Raw genomic sequence first — 26,872 nt, forward strand, 5'->3', positions numbered from 1 at the left:
ATCCCGGCCTTTTGCCGCTCCGGAGCGAAGATGGACCTCAAGCAGCTGAAATTCCTCATCGCCCTCGACGAAACCCGGCATTTCGGCCAAGCCGCCGCGCGCTGCCATATCACCCAGCCGACCCTGTCCATGCGCCTGCGCAGCCTGGAAGAAGAACTCGACCTGCCACTGGTCAACCGGGGCCAGCGTTTCGAAGGCTTCACCGCGCCCGGCGAACGGGTCCTGGCCTGGGCCCGCACGGTGCTGACCGCCTATGACGGATTGCTGGCCGAGGCCGCCGCCTGCCGCGGCAACCTGGTGGGCACCCTGCGCATGGGGGTCGTGCCGCTGTCGAGCTTCAATCCGCAGCCATTGATGCAGCGCCTGCATGCCGAGCACCCGAACCTGCGCTTCGAACTCTCGTCCCTGAGTTCGGAGCAGATCCTCGAACAGCTGGCCAGCAACCGCCTGGACCTCGGGGTTTCCTACCTGGAGCGCCTGGACAGCGAACACTTCGACTCGCTGCCCCTGGAGCCGACCCACATGGGCCTGCTCTACGATCATCGGCACTTCAGCTTCGGCGAGCAGCCGCTGAGCTGGGAGGCGCTGATCGAGCTGCCCCTGGGCCTGCTCACCAGCGGCATGCACTTTCGCCAATCCATCGACCACAACTTCCACATTCGCGGCCTGCAACCACAACCGGTGCTCCAGACCGACGCCGTCCATCAACTGGTGCAGATGGTGCACGGCGGCCTGTGCTGCGCGGTGATGCCGTTGGACAGTGGCCTGGAAACCCTCACCGAGCACCTGCGCCTGCAACCCATCGAAGACGCCCAGACCCTGGCCCGCCTGGGCCTGATCATGCGCCGCAGCGCGCCACGCTCGGCCCTGGCGCAAGCCTGCTTTGCCCTCTACCAGCAATCCTTCAGCGGTTCGTGATCGACGCCATCTATCAATAGATCAGTACTAGCAATTAGACGCGACAGAATGCCGCGCTTAGTCTTGGGAGCCGTTACGCCGCTGGTCACCCAGGCGCGGCGCCAGCCCCGGCGAAACGGGCACCCGCACTCGCTGCCAACCAGCCCCTCAACACCCTTCGAACGCTAGTACGCGACCGCTCTTGCCTGGCCATGCACCAGCCGCGCGAGCCGTGTCGCCACCTTGTCCACCTGCCGCCTGACAGTGCGCTGCGGGTCCGTAGCCCGCGATGGAGAGTCGCCCGTGAGTACACATAACCAAGCCGATCAGAAACCCGTGGCCCGCTACAAGCCCTACAAGGGACCGGCCGGTGGCTGGGGTGCCCTGATCAGCGTGGCCCAGGCCTGGCTGACCAGCGACAACGCGCTGAAGAACATCCGCATGATGCTCAAGACCAACCAGAACGGCGGCTTCGACTGCCCGGGCTGCGCCTGGGGCGACTCGCCGGAAAGCGGCATGGTCAAGTTCTGCGAGAACGGCGCCAAGGCGGTCAACTGGGAAGCCACCAAGCGCCGGGTGGACGCCGCCTTCTTCGCCAAGCACAGCGTCACCGCGCTGCTGGAGCAGAGCGACTACTGGCTGGAGTACCAGGGCCGGCTGACCGAGCCGATGAGCTACAACGCCGAGACCGACCGCTACCAGCCCATCAGTTGGGAGAACGCCTTCAGCCTGATCGCCAAGCACCTGCACAACCTGCCGAGCCCGGACATGGCCGAGTTCTACACCTCGGGCCGGGCCAGCAACGAAGCGGCGTACCTGTACCAACTGTTCGTGCGTGCCTACGGCACCAACAACTTCCCCGACTGCTCGAACATGTGCCACGAGGCCAGCGGCGTGGCCCTGGCGCAGAGCGTCGGAGTCGGCAAGGGCACCGTGACCTTCGACGACTTCGAGCACGCGGACGCCATTTTCGTCTGGGGCCAGAACCCCGGCACCAACCACCCGCGAATGCTCGAACCGCTGCGTGAAGCCGTGAAGCGCGGCGCCCAGGTGGTCTGCATCAACCCGCTCAAGGAGCGCGGCCTGGAACGCTTCCAGCACCCGCAAAGCCCGATCGAGATGCTCACCAACGGCAATCGCCCGACCAACACCGCCTACTTCCGCCCGGCCCTGGGCGGCGACATGGCGCTGCTGCGCGGCATGGCCAAGTTCCTCCTGCAGTGGGAACGCGATGCGCAGAAAGCCGGTGCAGAATCGGTGTTCGATCACGACTTCCTCAACGCCCACACCGCCAGCGTGCTCGACTACCTGGGCACCCTCGATGACACCCCGTGGGAGCAGATCGTCGAGCAGTCCGGCCTGACCCTGGTGGAGATCGAGCAAGCGGCGCGCATGTACGCCAAGGGCAAGAACGTGATCATGTGCTGGGCCATGGGCATCACTCAGCACCGCCACTCGGTGCCGACCATCCAGGAAATCGCCAACCTGATGCTGCTGCGCGGCAACATCGGCAAGCCCGGCGCCGGCCTGTGCCCGGTACGCGGCCACAGCAACGTGCAGGGCGACCGCACCATGGGCATCAACGAGCGCCCGCCGGTGGCCTTCCTCGATGCCCTGGAGCGGCGCTTCCAGTTCAAGGTGCCGCGGGACAACGGCCACAACGTGGTCGAGGCGATCCACGCCATGCTCGAAGGCCGCTCCAGGGTCTTCATCGGCCTGGGCGGCAACTTCGCCCAGGCCACCCCGGACAGCCCACGGACCTTCCAGGCCCTGAGCAACTGCGACCTCACCGTGCAGATCAGCACCAAGCTCAACCGCAGCCACCTGGCCCACGGCAAGGACGCGCTGATCCTGCCGTGCCTGGGCCGCACCGACATCGACCAGCAGGCCGGCGGCCCGCAAGCGGTGACCGTGGAAGACTCCTTCAGCATGGTCCACGCCTCCAACGGCCAGTTGCAGCCACTGTCATCGCAGATGCGCTCCGAGCCGTGGATCGTCGCCGGCATCGCCGCCGCGACCCTGGGCAGCCAGCCGGTGGACTGGAACTGGCTGGCGGCCGACTACGGGCGCATTCGCGACCTGATCGCCGACACCATTCCCGGCTTCAAGGATTTCAACGAGCGGCTCCAGCATCCGGGCGGGTTCTACCTGGGCAACAGCGCCGGCGTGCGCCAGTGGAACACCCCGTCGGGGCGCGCCAACTTCCGCGCCAACCAGCTGCCCCAGGACCTGATCCACGAACGCACCCGGGCCACTGGCCAACTGCCGGACCTGATCCTGCAGTCGATGCGCTCCCACGACCAGTACAACACCACCATCTACGGCCTCGATGACCGCTACCGCGGGGTCAAGGGCCAGCGCGACGTGCTGTTCGTCAACGAGGCGGACATCATCCGCCTGGGCTTCAAGCCGGGGCAGAAGGCCGACATCGTCTCGCTGTGGGATGACGGCCGCGAGCGCCGGGTCAAGGGCTTCACCTTGCTGGCTTTCGACATTCCGGCGGGCCAGGCCGCGGCCTACTACCCGGAAGTGAACCCGCTGGTGCCGCTGGAAAGCACCGGCGACGGTAGCCACACCCCGACGTCCAAGTTCATCGCCATCCGCCTGGAGGCAGCCAGCGATAATGGCCTGATCATGGCACGCTCGGCCTGAGGGCCTGTTCGCCGGCTTGCCGGCGAAATCCCAGGCACAAAAAAGGCCGCCTTGGTATCAAAGCGGCCGTTCCGAAGTAGCTAAAGACCTGTAAAAACCACTTAAGTTCCGCAATAAAAACAGTAAGTTACGAGATTGTGTACAACTCGTGCTATTCGTCGGATTTCGTTTGTAAGCCTCGTGATACAGCCTCAGGATCGCGCCGTCATCCCTTTGAGGTTCCCCCATGAAGTTCTCCTCGATTCTCTTGTTGTCCCTTGGCCTGGTCAGCGGCATCGCCTCTGCCGGAGGCACCACTGAAGCAGGTGTGGGTGGCGCATTGGGCGGGGTTCTAGGCTCGGTGGTCGGTCAACAGATCGGCGGCAATACCGGCTCCGCCATCGGTGCAGCGCTGGGCGGCGCGGGCGGCAGTGCGGTCGGTGCGGACAAACGCAGCCGCGGCCAGGCCGCCATTGGCGGCGCCCTCGGCGCAGCAGGCGGTAACGTGGTCGGCCGCAGCATGGGCGGCAACACCGGCAGCCTGATCGGCGCAGCCGCTGGCGGTGGCGCCGGCGGCGCGCTGGGTAACTACATGGGCAATGAAAGCGCCCGGGAAGATCGCGACTACCGTGGCCGCGACGACCGCCGCTACTACCGCGATGGCCACCGTGGCCGCGGCCATGCCTACGGGCACCGCAAACACCATCACGACCGCGACTGATCTGCCGCGACAGCGATCGGGATCAAACCAGCAGCAGACGCTCCAGCGCCGCTCGCAACGCGGGCGGAATCGGCACCGGCTGGTTCGATCCCCGATCCACGAACACATGGACAAAGCGCCCTGCCGCACAAGCGTCCGCTTCCCCCGCCTTGAACACCGCCAACTCGTACTGCACCGAGCTGTTGCCCAGCTTGCCGACCCGCAGGCCAATCTCGATGCGCTCGGGGAAGGCAATGGAGGCGAAGTAGTCGCAAGCCGAGCTGACCACGAACCCCACCACCTCGCCATCATGGATGTCCAGCCCGCCCTGTTCGATCAGGTAGGTATTCACCGCCGTGTCGAAGAAGCTGTAGTAAGTGACGTTGTTCACATGGCCATAGACATCGTTGTCATGCCAGCGCGTGATGATCGGCTGGAAGTGACGGTAGTCGCCGCGTTGCGGCATAGGCTCGGACATCAGGGCTCTCTCCCATGGATTGCAGGCCAGACGATCGGTTGATCGCCCGGCATTTCACCCCAGGCGGCCGAGCCTGGGCAAACCCTTTTACGTCGATCGCGCCGCCGGACGCTCACGCCGCCAGATGCGTCTCGCACCACTCACGCACGGCGGCGTAAGGGTAGTCCTCCAGCGCCGCGAAACCGGGAATGCTCCGGGCCTTGAGCCGGGTGAACAACGGCACGCTGATGCCACAGAGGAAACGGGTCAGCCGCTCCGCCCCAGGCCTATCGCCCGTGTGCTGCTGGTGCCTGTGGATAAATTGGCCGCACAGCCCGTCAAAACTTTTATCCACAAGCGCCGGCAGCGCGGGGGGCTCCGGCAAGCGCGCCACCTGGCCATGGCAAACCGAGCAATGGCCGCAACGCAGCGGCGCCTGCTGGTCGCCGAAGTACTGCGCCAAGCGATGCCCCAGGCACTCGTCGGTGGCGAACAGCTCGAGCATGGCGTGGATCCGCGCAATCTCGCTGCCCTCGTGGCGGGTGAAATAGCCGTGCAGGTCCGCGCTCAAGGCCACAGCGTCGAAATCCGTCTGCAGCAAGCTGTAGACCTCGGTCATCTGCTTGCTTTCCAACTCCACCCAGCCCTTTTCCTGGAAGTAGTCCAGGGCCTTGACCACCCGGTTGCGCGGCGCCTGGTAGTGCTCGTAGAGCGCGTCGAAATTCACCGTGGCCCAGGTCCGGGCGCGGCTGGAGGTGTTGATCACCGCCTCGACAAAGTCCCGGCGCTCACCGTCGAAACGCGCCAGCAACGCCTGCGGTTCCTCAAGGAGCTTGAAGCGGTACTCGGCGAAATAGGCGTAGCGCGGAGCGATCAGGCCGCGCAGTTCCAACTGCACCAGCAGGGTCTTGAGCGGCAGCTGGCGAATGTTGCTCTGGTCCGCCAGGGGGCCAAGCAGGAACTCCCACTGCCCCTCCACCGCGCACGCCTGCAAGTCCTCCAGCACACAGCGGATGCCGCTCAATTCCGGGGTGTCGCCGTAGACGAAATTCTCCAGCACGTTGAGGCTGTCGCGGTTGGCCAGCACCAGGCAATCCGCAGGCTGGCCGTCGCGCCCGGCGCGGCCGATTTCCTGGCTGTAGTTCTCGATGGACTTGGGCAGGTCGAAGTGCACCACGTTGCGGATGTCACTCTTGTCGATGCCCATACCGAAGGCGATGGTGGCGACGATGCAGTGGCTGCGCCCATCCATGAACCGCCGCTGGATCGACTCGCGCTGCTCGTGGGGCAGGCCGGCGTGATAGGCCTCGGCGGCGATGCCCTCGCGGCTCAGGTGCTCGGCGATCTGCTCGGCGGTTTTTTGCAGGGTCACGTAGACAATGCTCGGCTGCCCGGCCCGAGCACTCATCCACTGCACCAGGCGTCGACGCTTGTCGGCGCCACGTACCGGCTCCACCAACAGGTTGAGGTTGGGCCGGTAGAAGCCGGTGGTCACCACATCCTGCGGGACGATGGCGAACTTGGCCTGCATGTCGGCAATCACCTTGGGCGTGGCCGTGGCCGTCAGCAGCAGGGCTTGGGGAATATTGAACTGGCGCTGGTAGTCCGGCAGCTTCAGGTAATCGGGGCGGAAGTTGTGGCCCCACTCGGAAATGCAGTGCGCCTCGTCCACCACCAGCAGGGAAATCGGCACCTGCTGCAGGAAGTTGCGAAAGCGCTCGTTCTTCAACCGTTCCACCGAGATCATCAGGATCTTCAGTTCCCCGGAACGGGCGCGGGCCATGACCTCGTTGGCTTCATCCCGGCCCTGGGCCGAGTCGATGCTGGCGGCGGCAACACCGTGGCGCTGGAGGAACGCCAACTGGTCCTGCATCAACGCCAGCAGCGGCGAGACCACCAGGGTCAGGTGCGGCAGCAGCAAGGCCGGCAACTGATAGCACAGCGACTTGCCCGAGCCGGTGGGAAAGATCGCCGCTGCCGAACGCCCGGCCAGCACCGCGCTGACCGCGGCCTCCTGGCCCGGACGAAACTGTGGATAACCGAAGACCTGTTCCAGGGTGCTGTGCATGAGGGTCACTCCTTGGACCGCTGACCTGCCTTGAAGACTAGCGGGGCAGATCGGCAAGGCCAGAAAAGGTCGGGGAAAAAGAGCTACCGGATGCTACCGCGAGCAAGACATTCAACGGCGGCCCCGATGCAGGAACCGGCTTGCCGGCGAAGGTCGCCAACCGCTAACGCAGGCTCCGGCAATCCAGCCACTGCACGCCGTTGTGCTGATTGGCCTTGAGCAGCGCTGGCACCGCTTGAGCTGCCTTGGCGTGCGTGTCATGAAACAGGACGATGCCACGCCGCCAGAGCAGCATCAGCGTCTGCACCCGCTGCGCGGCCGCCTCGGCGCTGACCTTCTTGCTCCAGTCCTGGGAGTCGATGTTCCACAGCATCAGGCGCAGCTCCTGGGCCTTGAAGAACCCGGCACTGTCGCTGCGACGCTGCCCGTAGGGCGGACGGAATATCGGCAGGTACTCATGGGTCAACGTGCGGTTGGCCAGGTTGGCGCTGCGGATCACCGAACCCTGCCATTCGCTCCAGGAGGAGTGGGACTTGTGCTCCCAGCCATGTACGCCCACGCACTGACCGTCGTACAACTCGCGCATTTGCCCGGCAGACGATTGACCCAGGCGCGCCTGAAACGAGTCCCCCAGGACAAAGAAAAGGCTGTGCAGATCGTAGGTGCGCAACTCATCGATCAACTGATCCGTGCGCCCGTCGCGAATGCTCGGGCCATCATCAAAGGTCAGCAGGAACTGCCGGTCCGCCAGTTCGTCACCCAATTGCTCGGCCGGGTCCATGCGCTGGATCTCGCTGCTGACAGAGGGAAACAAGGCGGCCAGGCGCAGTTGCTCATTCAGGTACTGCCGATGGAACAGCGTACTGGCCTCGGCCCAGGCGGCGTAGGAGGCCTTGCTCCCGCCGGTGAAACTGGCGACCAGCTGGCGCAGTTCGCCGAGGTTGCGCACAGGCAGGCAGAACGGTTCGGCCTCACAGTCCTGGCTGGCCAGTTGGTAGTTGCCCAGCAGCTGTTCCCAGAAGCGCTGGCGCACCTGATTGAGCGACTTGAGGTCCAGTTGGCGAACCCCGAGCTGTTGCTTCAAGGCCTTTTCATCCAGGGTTTCGCTGGCCAGCAAGGCCTTGCCGAACATCAGAATCTCGCCCCGTGAGGCGGTGTCGAAATCCACGGAGCTGGTCAGCGGAGTCGGCCAGCCGCTGCGGTCGATGGTGGCGAACACCAGAGGCCCGGCCGCCTGGGCCACCCCCGTGCTCAGACACAACGCCAGCAACCAGGGGAAAACACGAATTCGCATACCAACCTCCATAAATGCACAACGCGCCACTGCCGGCGCGTTGTGGAGATAACTTCTGCCTGTGTGATCAGCGGTTCTGCAGCCGCTCTATGGCCTTGTCGTACACCGGGTTGGCCTTCTGCTCCCGCGCCTTGCGGTAGTGCTCCAGCGCCGTGGCCAACTGCCCGGCATCCTCGTAGATGCGCGCCATGTCGTAGTAGGCGCTGGCGCGTACGGTGGCCGCCGAAGGACCGCTGGCCAGAGCGATTGCCTGGCGATCGGCGACGATGGCTTCGTCGGGGCGGCTGTGCTTGCGGCTGGCCAGGGCCAGGTTGCTGTAGGCCTGGGCATAGCCGGGATCAAGCTCGATGGCTTCGCGGTAATAGACGGTCGCGCCACCGAAGTCGCCCTTGCGGTAGGACGCTTCGCCTTTCTGGTTGAGGCTTCTGGCATCCACCGGCCCCTCGTCCTTGGCCAGCACCGCATCGATGGGCTTGGCATTCTCCAGCAACGGATCGAGCTCGCCCATCCGCGCCTCCACCTCCTGGTTGCCCTGCAGCACCCGATCGATGTCCTGCAACTGGCCCTCAGCCGTCAGACGAAACACCACCCACAGGTTGCCCTGGCGGTTCTGCGGCACCCGGTAGCTGCGCATCAGCGTCGGGCCTCTATAGACAAAGACCTGCGCCTGGCTGCGGCCCAGGCGCAACGATTCGGGGTTATTGCCATGGGTGAAATCGTGCACGGCATACACGTAGGCATCGCCCGGCACAGGCTGTTCGATGGTGAGGGTTTCCGGCCCGCTGCTGTCGCTGCTGTCCACATTCATTCGCGCGCCGGGCCCGGTGCCCGTGGCGTAATACAGCAGCCGGTGGGGATAGCTCAAATACGCGTCCAGGTCTTCCCCCGGCGCGCTCCAGCTCAGCACCACGCGCAGGCTTTGCGGATCCTTGAGCACCGGGCTCATGGCGAAGCTCAGCCCCTGGCACGGGCACTTGGCCCGCAGGTCGGCATAACCGAGCTTGCGGATCAGCAGTTCACTGCCCCCTGAGTCGGCGGCATCCAGGGTCACTCGCCCCTGGGCGTCGGTACGCCCGGAAGCCTGCCCCAACTGCACCTCGGCATCGGCGAGCACAGCGCCCTTGGCCACTGCGTCCAGCACCTGGATCGACAACGACTGAGCCTGTACCGGGCTCATCAGCATCCCTAGCCACAACAACGCCGCCAGGCGGAAAACAGCCATAACAAAATCCCTGTAGACAAAGAGGGCAGGAGCTCTGCCCCGCCCCACCAATCAGCGGCGAACCATACACAGTTTTGCCCGCCAATGCTCGGCCCGAATCCGTGAAATGCAGCGCCAAGTGAACGCCTCAACCACTGGCCACGACGCTCCCGGACGTCCCGGCGAGCACTTGCAAGCCGAGCCTCGAATCGCCTTACACTGCACCCCCTAGAAACGCCAAGTGAACCCCGACCATGCAACTGGCCCCCGACTTTCCCGACGACGCCATCATGCGCCAGCTGATGCAGCTGCTGCATGAGGAAATCGGCCTGCCCGAACGCAAGACTCTTCGCCTTAGCACCGCGATCAATCTCGACCTGGGCTGCGACGGCGCCGATGCCCGGCATTTGCTGCAGGCCCTGGAAGAGCAGTTCGCTCTCGATTTTGTCGATTTCGACAGCTATCGCTACTTCCAGCCCGACGGCTTCGACCCGTTCCAGAAACGCCGGGCCAAGGGCCGGGGCGACAAGGTGCCGCTGACCATCGGCATGCTGTACCAGGCGATCAAGCAACAGCGCTGGGACACCCAGGCGCTGGAAGCGCTCTAACCCCGGCAGGGTCAAATCCACCCTCGGAAAACATCCGCAGCAGCGGCCTGCCCAGCCCTGGAGCGAACTGGCGCATCTGCAATCAAGTGCTAATATTCTGGCAGTTTCTGTTAAAAAACCCAGGAATAATGGCACATGTCTAAGAAAACCGCCCCACTCCTGCCCGCCACAGGCAAGCTGCTCGATGCCTTTGGCGAACGCCTGAAACTGGCTCGCCTGCGGCGCAAGCTGACCGCCAAGCAAGTGGCCGAACGCGCAGGCATGTCACTGACCACCTTGCGCTCCCTGGAGTCTGGCGGGTCCGGCGTGACCATGGGTGCCTACCTGTCGGTGATGCAGGTGCTGGGGCTGGAAAGGGACCTGGAGCAACTGGCAGCCCGCGACGAGCTGGGCCGCCAGTTGCAAGATGCCCGACTCTTGCCGGGAGACAGCAACGCGCCAGGCAAAACGCGCCGGGCCCCCAGCCGGCGTTCGGCCAAGGCGCCTGCTGCCGGCCTGACGCTGCATGAAGCCGCGGCCGAGCCGATCCCCCCAGCCCCGCCCTCGGCTGACTTCCCGATCAATACCCAGTCGCTGAGCAGCCTGCTACAGCCCGCGAAGAAGCCGGCGCCAAGGATGGACGAGCCATGACCCTGATCGCCGTCTATGCCGACTGGCAATCCTTGGGCGGGCCAAGGCGCTTGGGCTGGCTGCATGTCAGGACGGTCCGCGCTGCCAGTGTCTTCGAGTTCGAATATGACCCCGCGGCGCTGCTCGATCCCGAGCTGACCAGCATTGCCCTGGACCCGCGCATCGGGCGATTCGCCGGCCGGCAATTCAGCGGCCAGCAGCAAAACCGCTTTGGCGTGTTTGCCGACTCCAGCCCCGATCGCTGGGGCCATCTGCTGATGCAACGCCGGCTGGAACGGGACATCCGCGAAGGCCTGACGCCCGCCGGCACCCGCCTGCAGGACGCCGACCTGCTGCTGGGGGTGCACGATCTGTATCGCGTCGGCGCCCTGCGCTATCGCCTTGATGACCAAGGCCCGTTCCTGGATGACCGCGACGGCCTCGCGGCGCCGCCCTTCGTCGAGCTGCGCGCCCTGGAACAGGCCAGCCGCGCCCTGGAAAACGATCCGCACAACACTTCCGCCGACGGCGGCCAATGGTTGCGCATGCTGATCGCCCCGGGTGGATCGCTGGGTGGCGCCCGCCCCAAGGCCAGCGTCGCCGACGACAAGGGCCACCTGTGGATCGCCAAGTTTCCCAGCGTCCGCGACGAGCATGACGTCGGCGCCTGGGAGATGCTGGTCAACGCCCTGGCCAGCCACTGCGGGTTGCGGGTTCCCGGGGCCATGGCGCAACGCTTCGCCAGCGACCAGCACTGCTTCATGATCAAGCGTTTCGACCGTACCGAAGCGGGTGGCCGACTGCACTTTGCCTCGGCCATGACCCTCACCGATCGCAGTGACAGCGACGACGCCTCCACCGGCGCCAGCTACCTGGAACTGGCCGAAGTGCTGATCGCCCACGGCGCGCAGACCCGTGCCGACCTGCGTGAGCTGTGGTCGCGCATGGTCTTCAACCTGCTGGTGTCCAACAGCGACGACCACCTGCGCAACCATGGCTTCATGTTTGAACCCGGACGCGGCTGGCGCCTGTCCCCGGCCTACGACATGAACCCCTGCGCCCACGCCAACGGGCTGAAACTCAACATCAGCGAAGCCGACAATGCGCTGGACCTTGAACTGGCACGGGAAGTAGCGGCATATTTCCGCCTCGGTCGTGCAGAGGCGGAAGGCATCATCGAACACTGCCAGAGCGTGGTTCGCCAATGGCCCACCCTGGCCCAGGCCCTGGGGCTGTCCCGGCGTGAACAAGAACGCATGGCGTCGGCGTTTCGACTCGCACAGCAGTAAACAGCGCGGCTGTTGGACTCCTCCAACCCGTCAATCGACAAGGACAGTCAGTGGACGTATTGATGGGCTTGCTCGCCGCCCTGCTCTGGGGCGGCACCGATTTCCTCGTGGGGCTCAACGTCCGCGCCGTGGGCGTGAAACGTGCGGTGTTCTTCAGCCAGAGCCTGGGGTTCACCCTGATGAGCCTGCTGCTGGTGATCTTTCCGGCCATCCTCTACAAGGCCATGGCCGCGCCCGCGCAAGTCTGGCTGATGGGCGTGGTCGCCGCGGCCTTTACCGTCTCCGGCGCCCTGGCCCTGGGCAAGGCGTTCTCCCTGGGCAAGGCCTCCATCGTCGCCCCATTGGTGACCTCCTACGGCGTGGTCACCACCCTGCTGTCCTGGGCCAGCGGCGAACAGATCAGCCTGCTGCAACTGCTGTGCATCCTCGTGTGCGTGATCGGCGTGATCCTCTCCAGCCTGCACTCGGATCCCAAGCTGCCCCACAGCACCGCCGCCGGCCGCTCGATCTTCTTCGCCCTGCTCTCGGCCGTTCTGTATGGCACCAGCTTCTGGCTGCAGGGCCGCTACACCCTGCCGCAACTGGGGCCGATCAGCATGCTCTGGCTGGGTTACGCCGTGGGCAGCGGGGTGATGCTGCTGATGGTGCTGAAAGTCGCGGACGGGCTGAAGATCCCGCCGCTGAAAAACTGCGGTCTGCTGGCCTCCACCAGCCTGATGAACCTCGGCGCCTTCTTCGCCTTTTCCTGGGGCGCCATGAGCGGCTCGGTGTCGGTGGTGACGGTGATCAGTACGCTGTCCGGCGGCATTGCTGCGGTGCTGGGCTATGTGTTCTTCAAGGAGCGGCTGACGGCGGTGCAAGTGACCGGGGTGGTGCTGGTGTTGCTGGGGGCGTTGGTGCTGCACTTGAAGGCGTGAGGCCTTTCTGTAGCCCACAAAAAAGCCGCCCCGAAGGGCGGCTTTTTCATTGCAGGTCGAAGCTTACAGCTTTGGACCGGCAGCCTTGATCGCGTCGCTCACGTCGAACTTCTTGAAGTTCTCGATGAACAGGCCGGCCAGGGCCTTGGCGGCTTCGTCGTAGGCAGCTTGGTCAGCCCAGGTGTTGCGTGGGTTGAGCAGGCCGGTTTCGACGCCCGGTACGGCTTTCGGCACGTCCAGGTTGACGATGTCCAGGTGCTCGGTCTCGGCACCGATCAGCGCGCCGCTCTGGATCGCTGCAATCACGCCACGGGTGGTGGGGATGTTGAAGCGTTTGCCCACGCCGTAGCCACCGCCGGTCCAGCCGGTGTTGACCAGGTAGACCTTGGAGCCGAAACCGCGGATGCGCTTGATCAGCAGCTCGGCGTATTCGCCAGCCGGACGCGGGAAGAACGGGGCGCCGAAGCAGGTGGAGAAGGTCGACTTGATGCCCGAGCCCGAACCCATTTCAGTCGAGCCCACCAGAGCGGTGTAGCCGGACAGGAAGTGGTAGGCGGCTTGTTCTTCACTGAGGATCGACACCGGTGGCAGTACGCCGGTCAGGTCGCAGGTCAGGAAGATCACCGCGTTAGGCTCGCCACCGAGGTTCTTCGGTGCGCGTTTTTCGATCAGCTCGCGCGGGTAGGCGGCACGGCTGTTCTGGGTCAGGCTGTCGTCGGCGTAGTCGGCTTTCTTGGTGACCGGGTCGATCACAACGTTTTCCAGTACGGCACCGTGCTGGATGGCTTTCCAGATCACCGGCTCGTTCTTCTCCGACAGGTCGATGCACTTGGCATAGCAACCGCCTTCGATGTTGAACACCACGCCCACGCCCCAGCCGTGTTCGTCGTCACCGATCAGGTAACGGCTTTCATCGGCCGACAGGGTGGTCTTGCCGGTGCCCGACAGACCGAAGAACAGGGTCACGTCGCCTTCTTCGCCCATGTTGGCGGCGCAGTGCATCGGCAGCACGTCGGCAGCTGGCAGCAGGAAGTTCTGCACGGAGAACAGGGCTTTCTTCATTTCACCGGCGTAGCGCATGCCGGCGATCAGCACTTTCTTGGCCGCGAAGTTGAGGATCACGGTGCCGTCGGAGTTGGTGCCGTCGCGCTCAGGCTCGCAGACGAAGTTTGGCGCGTTGAGGATCTGCCATTCGTCTTTGCCACCGGCGTTGTACTGCTCGGGGTTGATGAACAGGCAACGGCCGAACAGGTTGTGCCAGGCAGTCTCGGTGGTCATTTTCACTGGCAGGTAGTGCGCCGGATCGGAACCTACATGCACGTGGGAAACAAAACGCTCGCGCTCGCCCAGGTAGGCTTCAACGCGGTCCCACAGGGCGTCGAACTTGGCCGCCGGGAACTTGCGGTTGATCGGGCCCCAGGCGATAGCGTCCTGGGTGGTGGGCTCTTCAACGATGAAACGGTCCACTGGCGAACGGCCGGTACGATGACCGGTGCGAACCACCAGAGCGCCGGTATCGGCCAGTTCGCCCTCACCGCGGTTCAGGGCTTCTTTGACCAGATCATCCACACTCAGATCGGTGTACACGGCGTTATTGGCTTGCGTCATGAGGTTCCCCGTCGGCCATTGGCCGAGTGCTCCAAACGTTTTGTAGTAGAAACTCGCGCACTACTACCGCGAAAAAAGTGCGCCGGATTATGCCAGAAAAGCCCAAAAATAGTAGGGTCCTCCCGTCAGTACGGCGTAATTCCGGCGTTTGCCAGGTGATTTACCTGCGCTGAACCGTTTTAGTGACGAGTATCTGACGGCGTGTCGACGCCCGCACCGGCAAACAATTGCGCGATATCGGCGGCATCGAACAGGTAGCGTTCGTTGCAGAACTGGCAATCGATCTCGATGCTGCCGCCATGTTCCACCACCAGCTCCTGAGCATCTTCCAGCCCCAGGCTGACCAGTGCATTGCCCGAACGCTCACGGGAGCAACTGCAGCGGAAACGCAGCGGTTGCACGTCGAACAGGCGCACGGCCTCTTCGTGGTACAGACGGTGGAGCACGGTTTCGTTGTCCAGGCTCAGCAGTTCATCGGCGGTCAGGGTGCTGGCCAGCGCGGTGAGGTGCTGCCAGTTGGCTTCGCGCTCCTCCGGATCGCGCAGGCGATCGGCAGGCAGTTGTTGCAGGAGCAGACCACGGGCATTGCGGCCGTCGGCATAGAGCCAGAAACGGGTGCCGGTCTGTTGCGACATGACGAAGTAGTTGGTGAAGCATTCGGCCAGGGTGGCGCCGTCCAGGTCGACGATACCCTGGTAACGCTGGCCCTGGGTCGGGTCCACGGTCAGGGCCAGGACGCCGTTGGGCATCATGTCGGCGAGGGTCGCGTCGGGGGCGATCTGCGACGCGTCGTAGCGGGCCAGGCCGCGGATCTCGCGCTCGCTGGAGCACTCGATCATCAGCAACGGCACCGGGCCTTCGGAGCGGGCCTGGAGAATCAGCAAGCCATCGAACTTCAAGGTGCCGACCAGCAACGACGCCGCCGCCATCAGCTCGCCGAGCAGCTGTGCCACCGGCTCGGGATAGGCGTGTTTGGCGAGGACTTCAGCGTAACTGCGCTCCAGCGCCACCAACTCGCCGCGGGCGTCGCTCTCATCAAAGATGAAGCGTTGAGTGAAGTCGGTATCCGGCAAATCAGTCATAGGTCTGGGTATCTGAATGATGACAAAAAGGTTACAAGCACCGAAAATTACGTTTTTGCACCATTAGGGTGCAGTTTTTGCGGTGATTGGAGATATTTTATGAACAATCCGGGTTTGTTCCAAGCAAGGTGGAACCTCGGCAAGCTGGTTCTGTGCAATTTACTCCCTTTGGCCCTGCTGGGATTCTGGTTGTGGCCGACCGGACAGATGTACTGCGCAATGTTCGACGAGTGGCTGTTCCGCCACCTCAACGCCCCCCTCGCAACAAACGCCACCTGGCTGCACATCTGGGCCGTGGCCAGCCTGCGCCCCTTCGATGTCGTGGTGGGCCTGATCATGCTCGGCCTGCTGATTCGCGGTGATTGGGTGTTCAAGGCGGTGGACGTGCGTCGGGCGTTTTTCGGTTTCCTGTCGATCCTGATTCTTATGGTGGTGATTCGCGCACTGTTTTCCAAGTTGGTGGCGCTGATGAACTGGCAACACAACAGCCCGTCCATGGTGCTCGAAGGCGCCGTGCACATGAGCGACTACTTCCCTGGCTGGGAAAAGACCTGGGAACTCAAGGACCGCTCCAGCCAGAGCTTCCCCGGCGACCACGCTTCGGTGCTGCTGATCTGGGGCCTGTTCATGGGGATCTTCAGCCGCAGCGTCGGCCAGTTCCTGATCGTCTGGTGCCTGACCCTGCTGTTCATGATGCCGCGCCTGGTGGCGGGCGCGCATTGGGGCCAGGACGACTACATCGGCGGCGTGCTGCTGGCGGTGCTGGCCCTGGGCTGGGGCTACTACACGCCGTATGCGGCGCGGATGTCGAACTTCCTGCTGCGCCTGACGCATCCGCTGTTCAAGCTGATGAGCCGGATGCCGGTGCTGTCGCGCATGAACGTGGTCCGCGCCAGCAGCCTGCTGCGCTGATCAGGCCTGTAGGAGCCGGCAAGCCGGCTCCTATGCTTTCACTCGTGGCTGCTGCCGTGGAACTTGAACAGGTCCCGGCGCTGTTTCTTGCTCGGTTTGCCATCGGTGCTGACGCCCAGGGCGCCTGCCTTGCGCTGGGCCGCCGCAGTTTCGCGCTTGGCGATGCTGGCTTCGGTTTCCGTGTAGAGCGTCTGCGCTTCGGGCGCGCCACGGCGAACGATGGAAAGGGCCTGGACCACCACGGTGCGCTCGTCGAAGCCGGCGCGAATCTGATATTCATCGCCTACCCGCGGTTCCTTGCCCGGTTTGCAGCGTTCGCCACGGTGATGCACCTTGCCGCTTTCGATGGCCGCCTTGGCCAGGGCACGGGTCTTGTAGAAACGCGCCGCCCACAGCCATTTATCCAGACGTACCTTGTCCTCTTCTTCCTGCTTGTGCGCCACTGGAATTCCTCTTGCTGAAAAATGTCGCAACGGTAGAGCCTGCAAGCGGGCTCTCATAAACCCTGCCGCTCACCTAAAATAACCCAGGTTGCGCCCTGATACGCGAGGCGTCCTGGTCACCGAGATCTCGCGACCAATCCGCTGGCCCAGGTGGTGCGCGTTCCCGGGTCGAGCGCGTTTCGAAATCCTGGAAGCCGGTACAGAGATAACTGTCGCCATTTGCCGCAGATTCTGCGTGAATACCGCGAATTCGGCTGCTTGACCTGCATCGACTCGGCGGCCGCAGGCGCGCCGGATGATCATCCGCGATGATTGTCACAATCTGTGTGGAGTTGAGGACTAGAGTCATCGCCGAAAGCCAAAGAAAAGTACATTGCGGATTTCCCATATTTGAAGACTTTTGACCATTTGACCGTTGTCGGTCTGCGCGAATGGGTGGCGCTCCCCGATCTGGGAGTGGCCGGCCTGCGCGCCAAGATCGACACCGGCGCCAGTACCTCCAGCCTGCATGCCACCGAGATCGAGCCCTTCGAGCGCGACGGTGAGCAGTGGGTGCGCTTCAATGCCCACTTGGGCAGTGTGGTGCAGTTGCGCCACCGGCGTTGCGAAGCGCCGCTGGTGGCGATGAAAACCATTAAAAGCTCCAACGGCCAGGCTCAGGTGCGCTATGTAATCAGCACCACCCTGGCCCTGGGCGATCGCGTGTGGCGAGTGGAATTCACCCTCGCCTGCCGCAAGGCCATGCGCTATCGCCTGCTGCTGGGCTCCAAGGCCCTGATCGACGGCCAACTGGTGGTCAATCCGGGCATCAAGTACGTACAAGACAAACCGGTGTTCCCGGTATCCACTACCTCTGCCACAGGTGTTGCATGAAGATCGCTGTGCTGTCGCGTAACCCGCGTCTGTATTCCACTCGTCGTCTGGTCGAGGCCGGCACCGAGCGTGGCCATGAAATGGTAGTGGTCGATACCCTGCGCGCCTACATGAACATCGCCAGTCACAAACCGCAGATCCACTACCGCGGCAAGCCCCTGGAAGGCTTCGATGCGGTGATCCCGCGGATCGGTGCCTCGGTGACCTTCTATGGCTGCGCGGTGCTGCGCCAGTTCGAAATGATGGGGGTCTTCCCGCTCAACGAGTCGGTGGCCATCGCCCGTTCGCGGGACAAACTGCGTTCGCTGCAACTGCTATCACGGCGTGGCATCGGCCTGCCGGTGACCGGCTTCGCCCATTCACCGGACGACATTCCCGACCTGATCGAAATGGTCAACGGCGCGCCCCTGGTGATCAAGGTGCTGGAAGGCACCCAGGGCATCGGCGTGGTGCTGTGTGAAACCGCCACCGCCGCGGAATCGGTGATCGAGGCCTTCATGGGCCTGAAGCAGAACATCATGGTTCAGGAATACATCAAGGAAGCCGGTGGTGCCGACATTCGCTGCTTCGTGGTGGGCGACAAGGTGATCGCGGCCATGAAGCGCCAGGCCAAGCCGGGGGAGTTCCGCTCCAACCTGCATCGCGGCGGCAGCGCCAGCCTGATCAAGATCACCCCGGAAGAACGCATGACCGCGCTGCGGGCGGCCAAGGTCATGGGGTTGAGCGTGGCGGGGGTGGACATCCTGCGCTCCAATCACGGGCCGCTGGTGATGGAGGTCAATTCCTCGCCGGGCCTCGAAGGCATCGAGACCACCACCGGCAAGAACGTGGCGGGGATCATCATCGAGCACATCGAAAAGAATGGCGGGCCGAACATGACCCGGACCAAGGGCAAAGGGTAAAAATAGCGGCAAGTTTCCAGCTGCAAGCGGCAAGTAGAAGCGCTGAGCCTCACTTGTCGCTTGGAGCTTGCAGCTTGCAGCTGCTTCTTAGTCTGCGTCACGCGGCAGCAGCAGCCCCAATGGCAAGCGCACCCGCGCTTCCAGGCCGCCATCGGGGCGGTTGCGCAGTTCGACGTTGCCGCCGTGCATGGCGGCAATTCGCTTGACGATGGCCAGCCCCAGGCCAGTGCCCTTGCCACCCCGGGCACGGTCGCCACGGGTGAAGGGGTTGAAGATCGCCTCCAGCTCCGAAGGGTCGATCCCCGCGCCGCGATCCATCACGCTCAGCACCACATACGGCGCATTGGTGTCACCGGACACATAGGCCGCCACCTCGACATCCGTTCCCGCGTGATTCAAGGCGTTGCCGATCAGGTTGTTGAGCAGGCGCTTCATCGATACCCGGCGCAACGGAAACGGCTGGATCGGCTCCAGGCGCAGGTGCACCCGTTCCTGGTTCTGGTTGTAGGGCGCGGCCACTTCGCGCACCAGGTCGCTCAAGTCCACCTCTTCCACCGACTCGTCGCGGCCGTCGCGGATGAACGCCAGGAACTGATCGAGAATGGCGTCCATGTCCTCGATGTCCCGGACCATGTCGTCGGTCAGGTCGGTGTGCTCGCCCATCAGCTCCAGCGACAGGCGCAAGCGGGTCAGCGGTGTGCGCAGGTCGTGGGACACCCCGGCCAGCATCAGCTCACGCTCACGTCCGGCCTGCTCGACGTCCTCGGCCATCTGGTTGAAGGCGCGGTACACCTCGGTCATCTCGCTCGGTGTATCGCTGATCGGCAGCCGCACGCTGCGGCCCTGGCCCAGTTGCCGGGCGGCATACACCAGGCGCTTGAGCGGCTGGTTGAGCTGACTGACGAAGATCCACGCCGAGGCGGTGGACAGCAGGCCGATGGCCAGGAACCAGCCCAGCACGCTCCAGATCTTCTGCCCCCGCAGCGGATGCGGATACAGCGGCACCTTGAGCCAGCCATCCCCAAGGCTCGGCGCCCGCACCCAGAGCGCCGGCGGCGCATGCATGCGCAGACGCACCTCGGTGTCGGCGCCCAGCTCGGCCTGCATCTGCCGCTGGTAGATCTCGCTGTAGGGCCAGTGTTGCTCGCCGGCCGGCACGCCGCTGCCCACCACCTTGATCAGGCCGGCAGCCTCGGCGATCTGGTCGCGGTTGGATTCATCGGCGGCCCAGTAGGCGCGCAGGGTCAGGGCCACACCGTGGCTGTATTGCCGGTCCACCAGCACGTCCTCGTTCATCAACAGATAAACCAGGGTCAATGCCTTGGAAAACAGCACCACGATCAGCACCAGCCACAAGGTGCGGGAGAAGAAACTCTGGGGGAACCACAGCGGGGTTTTCATAACAGCCACTACACACTTTGCAGGAGCGACTCGCGCTCGCAGCCTTGTGGAATGCGAACGCCCGGGTCGTTACCGGCCCGGGCGTTCGCTCCTACACAGCACCTATCACTTGGTCGCGGTGCCATCCGGCACGAAGACATAACCCACGCCCCAGACAGTCTGGATATAACGCGGCTTGGAAGGATCGGGCTCGATCATCCGCCGCAGGCGCGAGATCTGCACGTCGATGGAGCGCTCCAGGGCATCCCACTCACGGCCACGGGCCAGGTTCATCAGCTTGTCGCGGGTCAGCGGCTGGCGGGCGTTCATCACCAGGGCCTTGAGTACCGCGAACTCACCGGTGGTGAGCATGTGCACTTCATCGCCGCGCTTGAGCTCGCGGGTGGCCAGGGACAGTTCGTAGTCACCGAAGGTCACGCTTTCGTCTTCGCTGCCCGGCGCACCCGGCACCGGAGCCGACTGGCGACGCAACACGGCCTTGACCCGGGCCATCAGCTCGTCAGGGTTGAACGGCTTGGCCAGGTAGTCGTCGGCGCCCAGTTCCAGGCCCTTGATGCGGCTCAGCTCGTCGCCCTTGGCGGTGAGCATGATGATCGGGATCTGGTTGTTGGCGCTGCGCAGGCGGCGGCATGCGGTCAAGCCGTCTTCGCCGGGCAGCATCAGGTCGAGGACCACCAGGTTGAACACTTCGCGACCCAACAGACGGTCCATTTGCTCGGTGTTCGGGACTGCGCGGGCACGGTAGCCCTTGCTGACGAAGAAACGCTCCAGCAGGCTGCTCAGCCCCGGGTCATCGTCAACAATAAGAATTTTTTCGCCTTCAGCAGTTTGTGCAGTGCTGCTCATTGGATGCTCCTCTAATCTCGGTGCGCATTATGGCGTAGCTGCCGTTATACGCACCGTGTGCATTGTTAGCAGATTTTTCCTCCATCGCCAGCAAACCCGCTGTCGGCCTGAGGCTGGCGATCACCCCGCGGCGACCAACGCTGGGTATAATGCGCCGCCTTTTGTGTTGGGCAATATCTGATCAGTACGACTTTGCCGGTTTATTTTTTTACCCGGGCCGGCAGTATTTTTTCGATTTCACGGGTCAACAGGCAGCCTTTTGATCCAGGTGGCGGTGCGTGCCAGGCCGCTCAACCAGACCCGCCGGGCCTTAACTTGGGTGCCCGCGGGCCTGCTTTCACACATTTGTCAGGTGGTTTTATGGACAGCATCAACAGCCGCATTGCCGAGGAACTCGGTGTACGCCCACAACAGGTCGAAGCGGCCGTCGCTCTATTGGATGAAGGCTCCACCGTGCCCTTCATCGCCCGCTACCGGAAAGAAGTCACCGGCAGCCTCGATGACACCCAGCTGCGTCATCTGGAAGAGCGCCTGCGCTACCTGCGAGAACTCGACGAACGGCGGATCAGCATCCTGGCCAGCATCGAAGAGCAAGGCAAGCTGACCCCGGAACTCGCCCGTGACATCAAGCTGGCCGACACCAAGACCCGCCTCGAAGACCTGTACCTGCCTTATAAGCAGAAGCGCCGCACCAAGGGCCAGATCGCCCTGGAAGCCGGCCTCGGCGAGCTGGCGGACGGCCTGTTCAACGACCCAGGCCTGGCCCCGGAAACCGAAGCCGCACGCTTCGTCAACGCCGACAAAGGCGTGGCCGACGTCAAGGCCGCCCTGGAAGGCGCCAAGTACATCCTCATGGAGCGCTTCGCCGAAGACGCCGGCCTGCTGGACAAGCTGCGCAATTTCCTCAAGCAGGAAGCCACCCTCAGCGCCCGCGTGGTCGCTGGCAAGGAAGAGGAAGGCGCCAAGTTCCGCGACTACTTCGAACACGATGAACCACTGAAAAGCATGCCGTCGCACCGCGCCCTGGCGATTTTCCGTGGCCGCAACGAAGGCATTCTCAGCTCCGCGCTGAAAGTCGGTGACGAGCTGCCGGGCACCATGCACCCCTGCGAGGGCATGATCGGCCAGCAATTCGGCATCCAGAACCAGAACCGCCCCGCCGACAAATGGCTCGGCGAAGTGGTGCGCTGGACCTGGAAGGTCAAGCTCTACACCCACCTGGAAACCGACCTGCTGGGCGAGTTGCGCGATGGCGCGGAAACCGAGGCGATCAACGTCTTCGCCCACAACCTGCACGACCTGCTGCTGGCCGCCCCGGCCGGCCCGCGCGCCACCCTGGGCCTGGACCCGGGCCTGCGCACCGGCTGCAAGGTGGCGGTGGTGGATGCCACCGGCAAGCTGCTGGACCACGCCACGGTCTACCCCCACGTGCCACACAACAAGTGGGACCAGACCCTGGGCATCCTGGCCGCGCTGTGCGCCAAGCACTCGGTGGACCTGATCGCCATCGGCAACGGCACCGCCAGCCGCGAGACCGACAAGCTGGCCGCCGAACTGATCAAAAAATACCCGGCCATGAAGATGACCAAGGTCATGGTTTCCGAAGCCGGTGCATCCGTGTACTCGGCCTCGGAACTGGCGGCCAAGGAATTCCCGGACCTGGACGTGTCGATCCGTGGCGCGGTGTCCATTGCCCGCCGCCTGCAGGACCCACTGGCGGAGCTGGTGAAGATCGACCCGAAATCCATCGGTGTCGGCCAGTACCAGCACGACGTCTCGCAGCTGAAACTGGCCCGTGGCCTGGATGCCGTGGTCGAGGACTGCGTGAACGCCGTGGGCGTCGACGTCAACACCGCTTCCGTGGCCCTGCTGGCGCGGATCTCCGGGCTCAACGCGACCCTGGCGCAGAACATCGTCAGCCACCGCGACGAGCACGGTGCGTTCAAGACCCGCGCCGCGCTGAAAAAGGTCGCGCGCCTGGGTGAAAAGACCTTCGAACAGGCCGCCGGCTTCCTGCGCGTGATGAACGGCGACAACCCGCTGGACGCTTCGGCGGTGCACCCGGAAGCCTACCCGCTGGTGCAGCGCATCGCCGCCGACACCGGCCGCGACATCCGTTCGCTGATCGGCGACAGCGGCTTCCTCAAGCGCCTGGACCCGAAGAAATTCACCGACGAAACCTTCGGCCTGCCCACCGTCACCGACATCCTTCAGGAACTGGACAAGCCGGGCCGCGACCCGCGTCCCGAGTTCAAGACCGCCGAGTTCCAGGACGGCGTCGAAGACCTCAAGGACCTGCAACTGGGGATGATCCTCGAAGGCGTGGTGACCAACGTCACCAACTTCGGCGCCTTCGTCGACATCGGCGTGCACCAGGATGGCCTGGTGCACATCTCGGCGCTGTCGGAGAAGTTCATCAAGGACCCGCGTGAAGCGGTGAAGGCCGGCGACGTGGTCAAGGTCAAGGTCATGGAAGTCGACATCCCGCGCAAACGCGTGGGCCTGTCGATGCGCATGGGCGACACCCCGGGCGAGAAGATCGACGGCGCCCGCGGTTCCCGTCCGGGCTCGGCGCCACGCTCGTCCCAGGGCAGCGCACCGCGCAAGGAAACCGCGACCGCAGCCCCGAGCAACAACGCCATGGCTTCGCTGTTCGCCAACGCCAAGCAGTTGAAGAAGCGCTGATGCAAATCCCTGCCGGCCTGACCGAAAGCGCCTTCAGCCAATTGCTCGGCTGCCGTCTGCAACGCCTGGAAACAGGCGAGGCGGACGTCGCCCTGGAGCTGACCCCGCAGCTGCGCAATCGCGGGCAAAAGCTGCACGGCGGGGCGATCTTCAGCCTGGTGGACATTGCCATGGGGCTGGCCTGTTCCAGCACCCACGGCTTTGACCAGCAGAGCGCCACCATCGAGTGCAAGATCAACTACATCCGCGCGGTGGCCGAGGGCGAGGTGCTGTGCCGGGCCAAGGTGATCCACCCCGGCCGCCGTACCCTGGTGGTCGAGGCGGATGTGATCCAGGGCGACAAACTGGTCGCAAAAGCACAAGGCACCTTCGCGGTCCTATAGCTCCCTGTCATGAATTTGGGTTAATTTCGGCGCTGCGAAAGCGGCGTCGGAGTTTTCTTGCCCGCGCTGAAGCCAGATTCAAGGATGGAGTGTTGGCGTTTTCAGGCGAGTCGGCTTGACTCAAAAACCAGGCGAAAACGCCAGTTTTAACTTCACCCTTGTAGACCGTCCTGCCCACCCCCATATTGGGGCGACTGACGCGTGAAGGAATCCAACTTGAGCGAACTTCTCAACCGCCGCCTGGCTCTGCTCGGCGAGCGCGCTAACCTCTCCCTGCTCGAGCAGTGCCTGCACGGTATCGAACGTGAATGCCTGCGTGTCACCGGCGAAGGCCGCCTGGCACAGACCCCGCACCCGGAAGAACTGGGTTCCGCGCTGACCAACGAACAGATCACCACCGACTATTCCGAGTCGCTGCTGGAGTTCATCACCCCGGCCCTCGCGGACCCGGCGGACACCCTGGCCAGCCTCGACAAGATTCATCGCTTCGCCTACAGCAAGCTCGGCAACGAGTACCTGTGGAGTCCATCGATGCCGTGCCCGTTGCCGGCCGAGGAAGACATCCCGATCGCCTACTACGGCACCTCCAACATCGGTCAGCTCAAGTACGTGTACCGCAAGGGCCTGGCCCTGCGCTACGGCAAGACCATGCAGTGCATCGCCGGCATCCACTACAACTTTTCCCTGCCGGAACAGCTGTGGCCACTGCTCAAGGACGCCGAAGGCTTTGTCGGCAGCGACCGTGACTACCAGTCCTCGGCCTATATCGCGCTGATCCGCAATTTCCGCCGCTACAGCTGGCTGCTGATGTACCTGTTCGGCGCCTCGCCGGCCCTGGACGCGGGTTTCCTGCGCGGCCGCTCGCACCAGTTGGAACAGCTGGATGCTGAAACCCTGTACCTGCCCTACGCCACCAGCCTGCGCATGAGCGACCTGGGCTACCAGAGCAAGGCCCAGGCCGGCCTGACCCCCTGCTACAACGACCTGAACAGCTACACCGACAGCCTGCGCAAGGCCGTGGCCACGCCCTACGCGCCTTACGTCGCCGTCGGCACCCACAAGGATGGCGAGTGGGTGCAACTGAACACCAACATCCTGCAGATCGAAAACGAGTACTACTCCAACATCCGCCCCAAACGCGTGACCTACACCGGCGAGCGACCGATCCAGGCGCTGATGGCCCGGGGCATCCAGTACGTCGAAGTGCGCTGCCTGGACATCAACCCGTTCCTGCCCCTGGGCATCGACCTCCAGGAAGCCCGCTTCCTCGACGCCTTCCTGCTGTATTGCGCGCTCAACGACAGCCCGCTGTTCGAGAACAACGAGTGCGGCAATGCCACCTCGAACTTCCTCGCGGTGGTCAAGGAAGGCCGCCGCCCGGGCCTGCAACTGCAACGCCAGGGCCAGCCGGTGGAAATGAAGGAGTGGGCCGCCGAACTGCTGGAGCAGATCGCCCCGCTGGCGGCCCTGCTCGACCGGAGCCACGGCAGCGACGTGCACAGCAAGGCGCTGGACGCCCAGCTGGCCAAGGTCAAGGATTCGTCCCTGACCCCATCGGCCCAGGTGCTGGCCGCCATGAGCGAGCACAAGGAGAGCTTCAGCCAGTTCTCACTGCGCCAGAGCCAGGTGCATGCCGAGCACTTCCGCAGCCAGGCCCTGAGCAAGGAAGAGCAAACCGCCTTCGAAGCAGCGGCGCGCAAATCCCTGGAGCAGCAGACCGAGCTTGAGCAGAACGAAGTGGGTGATTTCGACGTGTTCGTCGGCGCCTACCAGGCCAGCATCCTGGCCATCAGCAACTAGAACCGTGGCGAGGGAGCTTGCTCCCGCTGGGCTGCAAAGCAGCCCTCAGCTCAGGCGGCGCGGTTATTCAGGAATATCCGGTCGCCAGGTTTGAGGATGGCTGCGCCACTTAACGGGAGCTTGCTCCCTCGCCACAACAGCCTGCGGGCCAGGCCCACGAATTTCCCCTCATAAGCTAATGCAAATAAGTTATTTATTTCTGCATTCTTAGATCATTTAGTCTGCTCCCACGCCGATCACTGGCCGCCTATGAGGAGCAACTCCATGAAACTGCACTTCCCCCTTCGCCTCCTGGCGGCCGCGTCCCTGGCCGCTGCGAGTCTCTTTGCCCAGGCGGCCGACGTCACCGTCGCCTACCAGACCACCGTCGACCCGGCCAAGGTCGCCCAGGCCGACGGCAGCTACGAAAAAGCCACCCAGGCCAAGATCAACTGGCGCAAATTCGACAACGGTGCCGACGTCATTGCCGCCATCGCTTCCGGTGATGTGCAGATCGGCTACCTGGGCTCCAGCCCGCTGACCGCCGCCATCACCCGCAAGGTGCCGGTGCAAACCTTCCTGATCGCCACCCAGATCGGCGCCGCCGAAGCCCTGGTGGCCCGTAACGGTTCCGGGATCAACAGCCCCCAGGACCTGATCGGTAAAAAAGTCGCCGTGCCGTTCGTTTCCACCGGCCACTACAGCCTGCTGGCGGCGCTGAAGCACTGGAACATCGACCCCTCGAAAGTGCAGGTCCTCAACCTCGCGCCACCAGCGATCATCGCTGCCTGGAAGCGCGGTGATATAGACGCCACCTACGTCTGGGACCCGGCCCTGGGCGTGGCCAAGGAAAACGGCAAGGTGCTGATCACTTCCGGTGAGCTGGCCAAGTTCGGCGCGCCGACCTTCGACGCCTGGATCGTGCGCAAGGATTTCGCCGAGAAGCACCCAGAGATCGTCACGGCCTTCGCCAAGGTGACCCTGGAGGCCTACGCCCAGTACCGCAAGGACCCACAAGCCTGGCTGGCCAATCAGGGCAACGTCGACAAACTGGTCAAGCTCTCCGGGGCCAAGGCCAGCGATATCCCGCTGCTGCTGCAAGGCAACGTCTACCCACTGGCCGCCGACCAGGTGGTCAGCCTCGGCGCCCCGACCACCAAGGCCATCACCGACACCGCGGTGTTCCTCAAGGAGCAAGGCAAGGTCGAAGCGGTGCTGCCGGACTACGCCCCCTACGTCAGCGCCCAGTTCATCCCTGAATAACCCGCGACCGGACAGGAGATAGCC

At 64.0% G+C, this 26,872-nt stretch carries 23 protein-coding genes; 14 read left to right on the forward strand and 9 right to left on the reverse strand.

What is annotated here, in order from left to right:
* The first annotated feature begins 30 nt into the window (after nt 1-30).
* The 3 genes from LXM55_RS19320 to LXM55_RS19330 all read left to right on the forward strand — a co-directional run bounded on the left by LXM55_RS19320 (nt 31) and on the right by LXM55_RS19330 (nt 4,249).
* A complete protein-coding gene (locus LXM55_RS19320) occupies nt 31-918 on the forward strand; it encodes a LysR family transcriptional regulator (protein ID WP_233321854.1) in 888 nt (295 codons plus the stop codon).
* Nucleotides 919-1,200: 282 nt separating this feature from the next.
* The gene (locus LXM55_RS19325; RefSeq protein ID WP_233321855.1) at nt 1,201-3,549 is read left to right on the forward strand and encodes an FdhF/YdeP family oxidoreductase; all 2,349 of its coding nucleotides are present in this window, start codon (nt 1,201-1,203) and stop codon (nt 3,547-3,549) included.
* 226 nt (nt 3,550-3,775) lie between these two features.
* Nucleotides 3,776-4,249, forward strand: coding sequence for a YMGG-like glycine zipper-containing protein (locus tag LXM55_RS19330; protein WP_233321856.1), 474 nt, complete (start codon nt 3,776-3,778; stop codon nt 4,247-4,249).
* 22 nt (nt 4,250-4,271) lie between these two features.
* Here LXM55_RS19330 and LXM55_RS19335 read toward each other — a convergent pair whose 3' ends face one another.
* The 4 genes from LXM55_RS19335 to LXM55_RS19350 all read right to left on the reverse strand — a co-directional run bounded on the left by LXM55_RS19335 (nt 4,272) and on the right by LXM55_RS19350 (nt 9,269).
* The gene (locus LXM55_RS19335) at nt 4,272-4,706 is read right to left on the reverse strand and encodes an acyl-CoA thioesterase (protein WP_233321857.1); all 435 of its coding nucleotides are present in this window, start codon (nt 4,704-4,706) and stop codon (nt 4,272-4,274) included.
* A 112-nt stretch (nt 4,707-4,818) separates the two neighbouring features.
* On the reverse strand, nt 4,819-6,753 hold the full coding sequence (locus LXM55_RS19340) for a RecQ family ATP-dependent DNA helicase (protein WP_233321858.1): 1,935 nt from the start codon (nt 6,751-6,753) through the stop codon (nt 4,819-4,821).
* A 163-nt stretch (nt 6,754-6,916) separates the two neighbouring features.
* The gene (locus tag LXM55_RS19345) at nt 6,917-8,047 is read right to left on the reverse strand and encodes a polysaccharide deacetylase family protein (RefSeq protein ID WP_233321859.1); all 1,131 of its coding nucleotides are present in this window, start codon (nt 8,045-8,047) and stop codon (nt 6,917-6,919) included.
* 67 nt (nt 8,048-8,114) lie between these two features.
* Nucleotides 8,115-9,269, reverse strand: a complete 1,155-nt coding sequence (locus tag LXM55_RS19350; protein ID WP_233321860.1) for a tetratricopeptide repeat protein — start codon at nt 9,267-9,269, stop codon at nt 8,115-8,117.
* Nucleotides 9,270-9,502: 233 nt separating this feature from the next.
* Between LXM55_RS19350 and LXM55_RS19355 the strand changes: the two genes are divergently transcribed.
* The 4 genes from LXM55_RS19355 to LXM55_RS19370 all read left to right on the forward strand — a co-directional run bounded on the left by LXM55_RS19355 (nt 9,503) and on the right by LXM55_RS19370 (nt 12,671).
* Nucleotides 9,503-9,856: a DUF1493 family protein gene (locus LXM55_RS19355; RefSeq protein ID WP_233321861.1), complete on the forward strand. Its 354-nt coding sequence runs from the start codon at nt 9,503-9,505 to the stop codon at nt 9,854-9,856.
* A gap of 135 nt (nt 9,857-9,991) precedes the next feature.
* Nucleotides 9,992-10,486 (forward strand): helix-turn-helix domain-containing protein, encoded by a 495-nt coding sequence (locus LXM55_RS19360; protein ID WP_233321862.1) that lies wholly within the window; start codon nt 9,992-9,994, stop codon nt 10,484-10,486.
* Nucleotides 10,483-11,754 carry a type II toxin-antitoxin system HipA family toxin gene (locus LXM55_RS19365; protein ID WP_233321863.1) on the forward strand — a complete coding sequence of 424 codons (1,272 nt, stop codon included), beginning with the start codon at nt 10,483-10,485 and terminating at the stop codon, nt 11,752-11,754. The genes LXM55_RS19360 and LXM55_RS19365 overlap by 4 nt, the downstream gene beginning before the upstream one ends.
* A 62-nt stretch (nt 11,755-11,816) precedes the next feature.
* Nucleotides 11,817-12,671: a DMT family transporter gene (locus LXM55_RS19370; RefSeq protein WP_233321993.1), complete on the forward strand. Its 855-nt coding sequence runs from the start codon at nt 11,817-11,819 to the stop codon at nt 12,669-12,671.
* A 63-nt stretch (nt 12,672-12,734) separates the two neighbouring features.
* On the opposite strand, the gene LXM55_RS19375 is transcribed toward LXM55_RS19370, so the two are convergent.
* Together LXM55_RS19375 and hslO are read right to left on the reverse strand one after the other, a co-directional pair.
* Entirely contained in the window at nt 12,735-14,279 is a 1,545-nt protein-coding gene (locus LXM55_RS19375) for a phosphoenolpyruvate carboxykinase (protein ID WP_233321864.1), read from the reverse strand.
* Between the two features lie 179 nt (nt 14,280-14,458).
* Nucleotides 14,459-15,361 carry an Hsp33 family molecular chaperone HslO gene (gene hslO / locus LXM55_RS19380; protein WP_233321865.1) on the reverse strand — a complete coding sequence of 301 codons (903 nt, stop codon included), beginning with the start codon at nt 15,359-15,361 and terminating at the stop codon, nt 14,459-14,461.
* A gap of 99 nt (nt 15,362-15,460) precedes the next feature.
* Here hslO and LXM55_RS19385 point away from each other — a divergent pair, with 99 nt between their 5' ends.
* Nucleotides 15,461-16,273, forward strand: coding sequence for a phosphatase PAP2 family protein (locus LXM55_RS19385; RefSeq protein WP_233321866.1), 813 nt, complete (start codon nt 15,461-15,463; stop codon nt 16,271-16,273).
* Between the two features lie 38 nt (nt 16,274-16,311).
* Here the strand turns inward: LXM55_RS19385 and LXM55_RS19390 are convergent, their stop codons facing one another.
* On the reverse strand, nt 16,312-16,716 hold the full coding sequence (locus tag LXM55_RS19390) for an RNA-binding S4 domain-containing protein (protein ID WP_016966989.1): 405 nt from the start codon (nt 16,714-16,716) through the stop codon (nt 16,312-16,314).
* A 390-nt stretch (nt 16,717-17,106) separates the two neighbouring features.
* On the opposite strand from LXM55_RS19390, the gene rimB reads away from it, so the two are divergent.
* Both rimB and rimK read left to right on the forward strand, forming a co-directional pair.
* Nucleotides 17,107-17,589 (forward strand): retropepsin-like aspartic endopeptidase RimB, encoded by a 483-nt coding sequence (rimB, locus tag LXM55_RS19395; protein WP_007931742.1) that lies wholly within the window; start codon nt 17,107-17,109, stop codon nt 17,587-17,589.
* Nucleotides 17,586-18,491: a 30S ribosomal protein S6--L-glutamate ligase gene (gene rimK / locus LXM55_RS19400; protein WP_007931744.1), complete on the forward strand. Its 906-nt coding sequence runs from the start codon at nt 17,586-17,588 to the stop codon at nt 18,489-18,491. The genes rimB and rimK overlap by 4 nt, the downstream gene beginning before the upstream one ends.
* An 87-nt stretch (nt 18,492-18,578) precedes the next feature.
* On the opposite strand, the gene LXM55_RS19405 is transcribed toward rimK, so the two are convergent.
* Both LXM55_RS19405 and ompR read right to left on the reverse strand, forming a co-directional pair.
* The gene (locus LXM55_RS19405) at nt 18,579-19,892 is read right to left on the reverse strand and encodes an ATP-binding protein (protein WP_233321867.1); all 1,314 of its coding nucleotides are present in this window, start codon (nt 19,890-19,892) and stop codon (nt 18,579-18,581) included.
* A gap of 105 nt (nt 19,893-19,997) precedes the next feature.
* On the reverse strand, nt 19,998-20,738 hold the full coding sequence (gene ompR / locus LXM55_RS19410) for an osmolarity response regulator transcription factor OmpR (protein ID WP_016966992.1): 741 nt from the start codon (nt 20,736-20,738) through the stop codon (nt 19,998-20,000).
* A 360-nt stretch (nt 20,739-21,098) separates the two neighbouring features.
* On the opposite strand from ompR, the gene LXM55_RS19415 reads away from it, so the two are divergent.
* The 4 genes from LXM55_RS19415 (at nt 21,099) to tauA (ending at nt 26,848) form a co-directional block, all read left to right on the forward strand.
* Nucleotides 21,099-23,423, forward strand: a complete 2,325-nt coding sequence (locus LXM55_RS19415; protein WP_233321868.1) for a Tex family protein — start codon at nt 21,099-21,101, stop codon at nt 23,421-23,423.
* Nucleotides 23,423-23,806, forward strand: a complete 384-nt coding sequence (locus LXM55_RS19420) for a PaaI family thioesterase (protein WP_011058654.1) — start codon at nt 23,423-23,425, stop codon at nt 23,804-23,806. Before LXM55_RS19415 ends, LXM55_RS19420 begins: the two co-directional genes overlap by 1 nt.
* A gap of 216 nt (nt 23,807-24,022) precedes the next feature.
* Complete coding sequence (gene gshA / locus LXM55_RS19425; RefSeq protein WP_233321869.1) at nt 24,023-25,606, forward strand: glutamate--cysteine ligase; 1,584 nt, start codon at nt 24,023-24,025, stop codon at nt 25,604-25,606.
* A gap of 264 nt (nt 25,607-25,870) precedes the next feature.
* On the forward strand, nt 25,871-26,848 hold the full coding sequence (tauA, locus tag LXM55_RS19430; RefSeq protein ID WP_233321870.1) for a taurine ABC transporter substrate-binding protein: 978 nt from the start codon (nt 25,871-25,873) through the stop codon (nt 26,846-26,848).
* Nucleotides 26,849-26,872 lie beyond the last annotated feature (24 nt).

It is taken from the genome of Pseudomonas sp. Au-Pse12 (assembly GCF_021341665.1).
Classification (GTDB): domain Bacteria; phylum Pseudomonadota; class Gammaproteobacteria; order Pseudomonadales; family Pseudomonadaceae; genus Aquipseudomonas.